The following is a 10,037-nucleotide window of genomic DNA, read 5'->3' on the forward strand; positions in this document are numbered from 1 at the left end:
CAGAAGTTCATTATATCTTTAACCAAATGATTGAGATTACTCTTCCCGATGGCAGCGTTCGTAAGTATGAGTCGGGAGTGAACAGCTTGGATGTGGCCAAGTCGATTAGCGAAGGCCTAGCCCGTAAAATTATTGCCGCTAAAGTAGATGGCGAAATTTGGGATGCTACTCGCCCCTTGACGAAAGACGCCGCAGTTCAGCTACTCAGCTTTCAAGACAATGGGGGCAAATACGCCTTCTGGCACTCTAGCGCCCACCTTTTGGCTGAAGCCATCGAGGCCCTTTACCCTGGCGTAAAATTCGCCATCGGCCCGCCCATCGAAAATGGCTTTTACTACGATATCGATTTGCCCGAAGGGAAAACGATTGGCCTCAAGGAACTAGAAGCCCTAGAAAAGAAAATGCTTGAGCTCGCTCGCCAAAAAAATCCCTATATCCGTAAAGAGGTTTCTAAGGCCGATGCCATTTCCTATTTCCAAGAAAAAGGCGATGAATATAAGCTCGAATTATTGGAGGACCTAGAAGATGGTACCATCACTTTTTATGAGCAAGGCGGTTTTACCGACCTCTGCCGTGGCCCTCATATTCCCAATACAGGACTTATCAAAGCCGTCAAACTACTTAATGTAGCTGGCGCTTACTGGCGAGGAGATGAAAGCCGCCAAACCCTAACTCGTATCTACGGAATTACTTTCCCCAAGGCGAAAGAACTCAAAGAGTATTTGGCTATGCTCGAGGAAGCCAAGAAAAGAGATCACCGTAAATTAGGGGCCGAACTCGAACTCTTTATGTTTTCAGAAAAAGTAGGGATGGGACTTCCCATCTGGCTGCCTAAAGGTGCCGCCTTGCGCGACCGCCTGCAAGATTTTCTCAAGCAAGAACAAGTCCGCCGTGGCTACCAACTAGTCGTTACCCCTCATATCGGTCACAAAAATCTTTATGTTACTTCGGGCCACTATGAAAAATATGGAGAGGATAGCTTCCAACCTATCAGCACGCCCAAAGAAGGCGAAGAGTTCATGCTCAAACCCATGAACTGCCCTCACCACTGTGAAATTTTCGCCCATAAACCACACTCTTATAAAGAATTGCCTCTCCGCCTAGCCGAATTCGGTACCGTTTACCGCTATGAGCAAAGTGGAGAATTACACGGCCTTTCTCGCGTGCGCTGCTTCACCCAAGATGATGCCCACATTTTCTGTACGCCCGATCAACTCAAAGCCGAGTTCCTCAACGTACTTGACCTCACCATGATGGTCTTCCGCAAAATGGGCTTTGCCGATTTTACCGCCCAAATCTCTTTGCGCGATCCCGAAAAACCCGAAAAGTATATCGGAAGCAAGGAAAACTGGGAGGCCGCAGAAAAAGCCATTATCGAAGCCACTCAAGAAGTGGGCTTACCCACCGTTACCGAATTGGGGGAGGCCGCTTTCTACGGCCCCAAACTCGACTTTATGGTGAAGGATGCCCTCGGCCGCTCTTGGCAACTCGGGACCATCCAAGTGGATTACAACTTGCCCGAACGCTTCCAACTGGAGTACGTTGGCGCTGATAACCAAAAGCACCGCCCCGTGATGATTCACCGCGCACCTTTTGGCTCTCTAGAACGCTTTATTTCTGTCCTTATCGAGCATACCGCAGGCAAATTTCCGCTTTGGCTGATGCCCGAGCAATACGCTATTTTGCCCGTTTCTGATCGATTTGGCGATTATGCAACCAAAGTACAACAAGAATTGGCCGCCGTAGATATCCGCGGCTATGTCGATAATCGCAACGAAACTTTGGGCCGCAAAATCCGTGATACCGAACTAAAACGCATTCCGATTATGCTCATCCTCGGCGAAAAAGAAGCCGAAGAAGGCAGCATTTCGGTCCGTATCCAAGGAATCGAAGATGGCGACAAAGGAAGTATGCCCGTGGCCGACTTCATCGCTTTCTTCCAAGAATTATTGGAAAAAGAAGGATAACCACATATAACGAGAACTGATCGCTTAGTGGCTTTTATAAATTAGTCACTAAGCGACTTTTTTTAACCTGAGCTCTTCAAGCTATCCTACAGTATGCTTAATACATTAAAACGACATTTTAAATTTTACCGTCACGGTAAAGCTGCTCTTTTAGATAAAGAACAAATACAAAGTGACCAACAACTCCATTTAGAGTTAAACAAAGAAGGGAGCCGCACTGAAATTATTAACTTTTTACTCCAGACACTCAATCGCCCCACAACTTACTTGGAAATTGGGGTACGCGACCCTTCCAAAAACTTTGATAAAATCAAAGCAGATCAAAAGTATAGTGTAGATCCAGGCGTCGAGTTTAAAGAGAACCCTGTCGATTTTAAACTGACCAGTGACGATTTTTTTGCTGCAATTCGCCAATCTAAACTCCTCTCTGCAGACACCCGCTTCGATCTAATTTTTATCGACGGATTACACTTGGCAGAACAGGTTGATAGGGATATCAAAAATGCTCTCGATTTTATCAAAGATGATGGCTTTATCGTTTTACACGATTGCAACCCTCCCACGATTTGGCACGCTAGAGAAAAATTCTATTTTGCCTACACACCTGCAACAGGCTACTGGAATGGCACAACATGGAAGGCCTTTGTCAAAGCTAGACAAAATAAAGAATTGTACTCTTGCTGCATAGATACGGACTGGGGAGTTGGCTTGCTCAGCAAATCGGTAAATATCGGTGCCGCTTACAAACAGAAGATAGAGTTCTACGAGTACCAACATCTAGATGATAATAGAAAAGAAATTCTAGGCCTAATCAGTTATCCAGATTTTATCAAAAAACTAAGCTAATTAAGTAATTGTTTTGGGGCCTCCTGCCTACGGCAGGCGCTACGTTCGCTCGGCCCTTCGCCGCCTAGGGCGGCTTGGTCTGGCCCTACGGGCCACTGCTGCACATCGCTAGGCCATTACAACCAAATAGTTAGCTACAACTTTCTAATCGTTTTCCTCATGCCTTCATCTGCCCCACTAAGAGCCAGTATTGCTGCTGGTCACAAAAAAACAGCTGAAGCCGCTGCCCTCATTATTAAAGAAGGGGGCAATGCCTTTGATGCTGCCATAGCTGCCCTTTTTGCGGCCTCTGTAGCCGAACCCTGTATGGCTTCTTTGGGCGCAGGCGGTTTTGCCTGCTTACATACCGCTGCGGGACAAAATTTACTGCTCGACTTTTTTGTCCAAACCCCAATCAATAAAATCGCTCCCGCCGAACTAGAATTTTATCCCATGCAGGTAGACTTTGGCTCTGCCCAAGAAACTTTTCACATTGGTATGGGCGCTATGGCCACCCCTGGCATGATGGCGGGCATCTCGGCTCTGCATGAACGCTATGCTAGCCTCCCCATTTCGGTCCTTATAGAACCCGCTAAGATTTTGGCCAAAGAAGGCCTCGCCATGACCGATTTTCAGTTTTTTGATATTCGGGTACTACAGCCCATTATGACCCGCTCTGCAGAATCGGCAGCTATTTTCTACCCCGATGGACAACCTTTGCCTGTGGGCCAAATACAGCGCATGCCCGGCCTAGCCGATTATTTAGATTATCTCAGCCACGAAAAAGATTGGGCCAAAGATATTTACTTAGGAGAAGCCGCTAAACTACTTCTAAAAGATAGCGTAACAAAAGGCGGCCTGCTCCGAGCTGATGACCTGGCTCAATATGAGGTAATTTGGCGCAACCCCCTACAATTAAACTATAAAGGCCATCACTTACTCACAAATCCACTTCCCAGCACAGGAGGTGTTCTTATTGCAGAAGGCCTCTCCGCTTTGGAGCCACTTCCCATTGATGACCTACATAGCAAAAAGCAATTGGCTCGTCTGCAAAAGGTCCTTGGAGATATTTATAGCATAGATCGCAACCCCAAAAAGCTCAATAGCAAATGGGGCAGTACCACCCACCTCAATATTGCCGATGAATTGGGCAATGCCATCAGCATAACCCTATCCAATGGAGAAGGCTGCGGCTATATGATTCCAGGGACCAACATCATGATGAATAATATGCTGGGCGAAGCCGCCCTTTTGCCCGATGGCTTTCATAATTGGATTCCCAACAGCCGCCTTTCTTCTATGATGGCCCCTACTTTGGTCCTCAAAGAAAACCAATTTCATTTAGCAACAGGTACAGGCGGAGCTAGCCGGATTCCAGGCATGATTCTCCAATTATTGCATCATGTTTTGGACCATAAAATGGAACTAGAAGAGGCGATAGCCAGCAGCCGCCTACACTACGAACATGGTCGCCTCAATTTAGAACCTGAATATGCAGGTCTAGCCAATACAGAGGACCCCCGACTTGAACAATTAGTTGAATGGCCCGAAAAAGCCATGTTCTTTGGCGGATTAAACTCTATCCTGCGCAAAGAAAATGGCCAACTCCAAGCTGTAGGTGATGACCGCCGAGAGGGCTATGCTATTGAACTCTAAACTATTTTGGACCAAAAATAGAAGGATATCCTAAAGGCCGAAAAGAGATTTTCTTTTCGGCCTTCAGTTCTTATCTTTGCCGCATTTATGACAAAAGGCCCCTCTTCAAGGAGGGCGAACTGTGGGATTAGCAAAAGTAAGCGACCAATTTGCAGGACCCACAACTTCAAACAGCAATATTTAAGTTATTATGCGGCTACATCCACTTTTCTTTTCCCTTTTTTTCTTTTGGGCCTTTATGCCTAATAGTTTTGCCATCCGCTCGATTAGCATCATGGGAGATGCAGAGCTCTTTGAGGTTTCTATTAGCAAATATGCCATTGAAGATGCCCACAGGCTTTTAGCGCAGGCCTGCCACTGTGAATTAAGCTATAACCAAGCCGATGCAGAGGTCCTTATCATCTTGCCTCATATCAACCAAGGACAAGCTAATAAACAAGGGAAGGGGTTTTATGTGCCTGAGCACGCTTATAGCTGGAGTAGCAAGGTTTCTGGACCACAAACAAAAATGGAATTGCTCACTAACTCTTATCAAGGAGTAAGTATGGGCCTATACGGACTTTTGCAAGAACAGTTGGGCTTCCAGTTTTTCCATCCCAAACAAAGTTTTATCCCCAATCTAACACTTTGGCCTATTGCCAATGGGCTGGACTGGCAGGCGCGTCCCCGCTTTGCAAAAAAAGGCTTCCATTTACATACTATGCATCCCATTGAGCTAACAGAAGCTCTTTTGGACCCGAACTATCCCGATGCAGAAAAAGAAGTTAAGCGCTACATTGATTGGCTGGCCCGAAATCAACAAAACTACTTTGAGTTCAATCTGCTCAATAGCATTGATCAAAAAACATGGATGCCTTATATCAAAAAGCTAGTAGATTATGGACAAAAAAGAGGCTTGCTTATGGGCATTGACATTTCCATGCACATGACCCAACAAAAAGCCTTTCAACTCTACCAAACATTCCCCAATAGCCTCAAATCAAAAGAGAAACAGATTGAGGAGAATATGGATTATTTGGCCCAAGCAGGTTGGGATGTCTATAATGTAGAATTTTCGACTACAGAGTTTAGTAAGGGCAACCAAAAAAAGAAACAAGAGCTAGAAATTTTCTTAGCGGGCTTAATTAAAAACCGCTATAAAGCTCATTTTATGAGTAGAGCACATGTAGTCCAAGAAGAGGCCATGTTGGACAAAAAAGAGGAGCTTCCCGAATTATCTGGCAATGATCTTTTACTAGAACGCAGCCATGGCCTAATGGTCCATACCGTCATGTTTTATGATTTACAAGATGAACGCGCCCCAGTTTACAATAATGAAAACCTAAAAGCCATGTTGGCCCTTTACCAAGAAGAGGTCAAGAAAAGAGAATGTTGGTATTTTCCCGAGTCTGCTTATTGGATCACCTTTGACAATTCGGTGCCTATGACTTTATTGCCTTACCTCTCTGCTCGCTTAGAAGATATCCAACTTATGGATTCTTTGAAGGCCGAAGGACATATCACCTTTAGTTCGGGTTGGGAGTGGAGCTACTGGTTGATTGATTGGAGTATAGCTCGTTGGTCTTGGGAACATCAAATTCAGGGAGAAAAAGAAGTGAATGACCCTTTACAGTATTTGGCCGAATTGATGCAAAACGACCTTTGGACCGATCCCGTTTGGTCTATGCTCCGTTTGCAAGAGGAGTTTATTAAGGACAAAGAGCTTATTCGCTATATGGCGCCCTCTAGCACGACAGATGAGCTTCCTGGCCGTTTAGGTGACATGGAATTCCAACCTCGTCCGCTTTATAGCTATCCCTACATCCAAAATCAGGCGGCGCCTCATCAATTGGATACAGTAAGCCAAACTATTGTGGCGCCTTTGTTAGATTTTGCTCTAAGAACAGAAGAACTTCTGGCCCTTCAAGAGCGTCATTTCCCGCAAACGAATATACAAAAGCAATTGGCGGGAGAATTGGCCAATAGTCTACAGATTACCGCTTTGAGAGCTCGGCACAGAGCTTATACCATCAATTATTTGCTGGACAAAAGACGGGCAAAATTGCGCAAGGAGAAGTTTGAAGATCCCAATAAATGGCTAGAAAAAGCAAAAAGCTGCAGAGAAGAGGCTCAAAAAATTGTCAAAAAACAAGAAGTGCTTTATCGCTACCCTTTAGAGTATATTGCTCAACTTAAAGAAGGGCATACGGCTTACGCTTTTGGTTACCTCTATTCGGTTTCTAATCTGCATTTTTGGGAAAGAGAAGAGGAACAGGTCCGAACCGGTAAGTTTCAGCCCCTATTTAAAAACCTTTGGGACTTGCCTCGTATTTTGGGTATTGTAAAGTAATCCGCAGCCTCAGCGGCCGAAGCAAAAGGCCCAGCGCAAAGAATCCGGCTGAGCGGCCTAGCGATGCGGCGGGGTGGCGCAAAGCGCCAGACCAAGGCGGCAAAGCCGCCGCAGGGCCGAGCAGACTTGCGAGCCCCAAAGCGTAGCGCCGCAGCTTTGCTGCTGAGGCCCCAAAAAACAAAAATAGAGAAGTTGTTGGGAACTTTATCTTGAAGCGTTAAATTTCCGAGCATGGAAAATTTCTCTGCGCAAAGAGAATGACTATTTACGAATTGAAAAAATAAAGGCATGAACTTTATCGAAGAGCTGCAATGGCGTGGCTTGTTGAAAGAAATGACGGAGGGCCTAGAAGATGCCCTGAACCAAGAAGGACCCAAAACGGCCTATATTGGTTATGACCCCACCGCTCCCTCACTGACCATTGGGAACTTGGTGACAATTATGTTGCTAAAGCATTGGCAAAGAGCGGGTTATCGTCCTATCGTTTTGTTGGGTGGGGCCACTGGTCGAATTGGCGACCCCTCTTTCAAGGACGAAGAACGTCAGCTCTTGGATTATGATACTTTGCAGGCGAATATTGACCGCCAAACTGCACAGTTTAAGCAGCTACTTGATTTTGAAGGGGAGAATCCCGCCATTTTGCTCAATAACTACGACTTTTATAAGGATATGAGCATCTTTGACTTTTTGCGCGATATTGGCAAAAATGTCACGGTTAGCTATATGATGGCTAAGGAATCTGTGAAAAAGCGCCTGGAAACGGGCCTGTCTTTTACCGAGTTTTCTTACCAATTGATTCAAGGAAATGATTTCCATCACCTCAACCAAAACTACGATTGCCTTTTGCAGATGGGCGGTAGTGACCAATGGGGGAATATCACGACGGGAACTGAATTTGTCCGCAAAGGCGGTGGAAAAGGCTACGGTTTGGTTTGCCCGCTTTTGACTAAATCGGATGGAAAGAAATTCGGTAAGTCGGAAAAAGGAAATATCTGGCTAGATGCCGAAAAAACTTCTCCTTATCAGTTTTACCAGTTTTGGCTCAATGTAGATGATGCCGATTTGAGCAAGCTCATCCGCATTTTCTCCCTTAAGAGCCGAGAAGAAATTGAGGCTTTGGAGGCAGAATATGCCGAAAACCCTAGAGGACTCAAAGAAGTATTGGCCGAAGAAATGACGATCCGCCTACATGGAGAAGAAGCTTTGGCCTCTGCTAAGAAAGCAACGAATATCGCCTTTAGCAAAAAGCTAGAAGCGGATTTCCTCCAAAGCCTTTCGGCCAAGGACTTTGCCGTTTTGGCCCAAGAATTAGAGGTGGTTACTGTGGCAAAAAGCCAATTGGAAGCAGGTATTAGCCTAGCTGACCTTTTGGTGGGGCAGCATAAAAGCCTAGGCTCTAATGGCGATCTTCGCCGTGCCGTTAAAGGAGGTGCGATTGCGCTAAATGCCAAAAAAGTAACAGACTTTAACCAAGAACTAACGAGCAAGGACCTTCTTGCAGAGCGTTACCTCTTCTGCCAAAATGGAAAGAAGAATAAATTTATCGTAATTGCCGAATAGGCCATCAAGTTGATTAACTTAAAGGCGCCAAACCTTCGTTTGGCGCCTTTTTTTGACTCTGAATATCTTTAGTTATGAAAATTGCTGTTTTCCCGGGTTCTTTTGACCCCATTACAAAAGGCCATGAAGACATTGTTCGCCGAGCCCTGCCTTTATTTGATAAAATCATTGTGGCCCTAGGGACCAACTCGACAAAATCCTATTACTTTTCTGAAGAGGAGCGCCTTTCTTTCCTCAAAGCCAGTTTTGCCGATGCTCCCAAAGTAGAAATCGACCGCTTCCCACAACTTACCGTAGATTATTGTAAGGAAAAGGGAGCCGATTTTATCCTTAGAGGACTGCGCAACTCCAACGATTTTAATTACGAGGTCTCTATTGCCATGCTCAACCGCGATTTGGGCGAGGGCCTAGAAACCATTTTCTTGCTGACCGCTCCCGAATACTCTTACTATAGCTCTACGGTGGTCCGCGAAATCCTCAAGGGAAATGGAGATGGTGCTCTTTTCGTGCCCGATAATTGCCAGCAATTGCTCCGAGATGCTCAGGATAAGCGATAATATTTGCCGGGTAGGGCTTTGATCAGCCCCCGCATTTCTAATTGCAATAAAAGTTCTATCAATTGGCTGTGGCCCCAAGGCAATTGGGCCAACAGCTGATTGTAATGCAATTGCTGTCCCCCCAACAATAACTCACTAATTTGCTGCTCTTTGGGCGATAACTGCTGAAAAAGCTGCTGTTGTTGCCCCCGCTGCGGCTGGCTCCATTTCATTTTTTGGACCAATTGTTCGCCTTTGGTCAAGAGCAAAGCCGTTTGCTGCCGAATCAATTCATTGCAGCCCAAAGACAATTTATCATTCCAACGCCCAGGCAAAGCGAAAACTCTCCGCTGATAGTCTATCGCCTTTTGGGCACTAATCATCGAGCCACCTTTTGGTCCCGTTTCCACCACCCAAAGCGCATCGGATAGGCCTGCAATAATGCGGTTGCGCATGGGGAAGTTACAAGCCAAAGGCTTATTCTGACTAATAAATTCGGTCAATAATCCTCCTTGTTCCAGCATTTGCTCCGCTAAAGAACGATGCTGCGGCGGATAAATTCGGTTGAGCCCATGAGCTAAAACTGCCACGGTTTCTAGGCCCAAATCTAGGGCCTTTCGGTGGGCGCAAGCATCTATACCATAAGCCAGACCACTAATAATCAAAGGCGAAAATTCCTTAATTTCGGTTAAAATGCGCTCACAAGCAGAGCGACCATTTTCTGTGGGTTTGCGAGTGCCCACCACCGAAAGCGTCCGCAACTGGTCCAAAGCCGCCGAACCTTTATAATAAAGCAAAAAGGGCGCATCTTCAATCTGCAACAACCGCCTCGGATAGTTGCTTTCGCCAAAGAGCAAGAGCTCAATGCCTTTCTTTTCCACAAAATCTAGCTCCCTTTTGGCCGTTTCTAGGCCCTCTCGGCTCAAAATATGCCGCATGGCCGTCTTTCCAATATAACTAGCCTGGGCCAAAGCCACCGCATCCGCCTCATAAATCGCCTGAATAGAACCAAAGTCCCGCAATAATCTTCTGGCCCGAATCGCCCCCAATTGCGGAGATTGCTGCAGCGCAATGGCCCAGAGTTTTTCTTTTTCGTTGAGCATATTTTTAGTTTAACCAAATGTAGTAACTTTAAAATATACTCTCAAGTTTTAGGGCTATTTA

The 10,037-nt window shown here is 45.8% G+C and carries 7 protein-coding genes; 6 read left to right on the forward strand and 1 reads right to left on the reverse strand.

Annotated elements, in window-relative coordinates:
- Nucleotides 1–26: 26 nt before the first annotated feature.
- From thrS to coaD, 6 genes are all read left to right on the forward strand, one after another.
- Nucleotides 27–1,967 carry a threonine--tRNA ligase gene (thrS, locus tag PPO43_RS15515; RefSeq protein ID WP_442985463.1) on the forward strand — a complete coding sequence of 647 codons (1,941 nt, stop codon included), beginning with the start codon at nt 27–29 and terminating at the stop codon, nt 1,965–1,967.
- 93 nt (nt 1,968–2,060) lie between these two features.
- A complete protein-coding gene (locus PPO43_RS15520) occupies nt 2,061–2,813 on the forward strand; it encodes a class I SAM-dependent methyltransferase (RefSeq protein WP_272619462.1) in 753 nt (250 codons plus the stop codon).
- Between the two features lie 159 nt (nt 2,814–2,972).
- Nucleotides 2,973–4,448 carry a gamma-glutamyltransferase gene (locus PPO43_RS15525; RefSeq protein WP_272619464.1) on the forward strand — a complete coding sequence of 492 codons (1,476 nt, stop codon included), beginning with the start codon at nt 2,973–2,975 and terminating at the stop codon, nt 4,446–4,448.
- Nucleotides 4,449–4,638: 190 nt separating this feature from the next.
- Nucleotides 4,639–6,777: a hypothetical protein gene (locus PPO43_RS15530; protein WP_272619465.1), complete on the forward strand. Its 2,139-nt coding sequence runs from the start codon at nt 4,639–4,641 to the stop codon at nt 6,775–6,777.
- 288 nt (nt 6,778–7,065) lie between these two features.
- Nucleotides 7,066–8,337 carry a tyrosine--tRNA ligase gene (gene tyrS, locus PPO43_RS15535; RefSeq protein ID WP_272619467.1) on the forward strand — a complete coding sequence of 424 codons (1,272 nt, stop codon included), beginning with the start codon at nt 7,066–7,068 and terminating at the stop codon, nt 8,335–8,337.
- Between the two features lie 74 nt (nt 8,338–8,411).
- On the forward strand, nt 8,412–8,894 hold the full coding sequence (coaD, locus tag PPO43_RS15540; RefSeq protein WP_272619469.1) for a pantetheine-phosphate adenylyltransferase: 483 nt from the start codon (nt 8,412–8,414) through the stop codon (nt 8,892–8,894).
- Here the strand turns inward: coaD and dprA are convergent.
- A complete protein-coding gene (gene dprA / locus PPO43_RS15545; RefSeq protein WP_272619471.1) occupies nt 8,879–9,976 on the reverse strand; it encodes a DNA-processing protein DprA in 1,098 nt (365 codons plus the stop codon). The two genes, coaD and dprA, sit on opposite strands and share 16 nt — an antisense overlap.
- Nucleotides 9,977–10,037 lie beyond the last annotated feature (61 nt).

This window comes from Saprospira sp. CCB-QB6 (assembly GCF_028464065.1).
Lineage (GTDB): Bacteria > Bacteroidota > Bacteroidia > Chitinophagales > Saprospiraceae > Saprospira.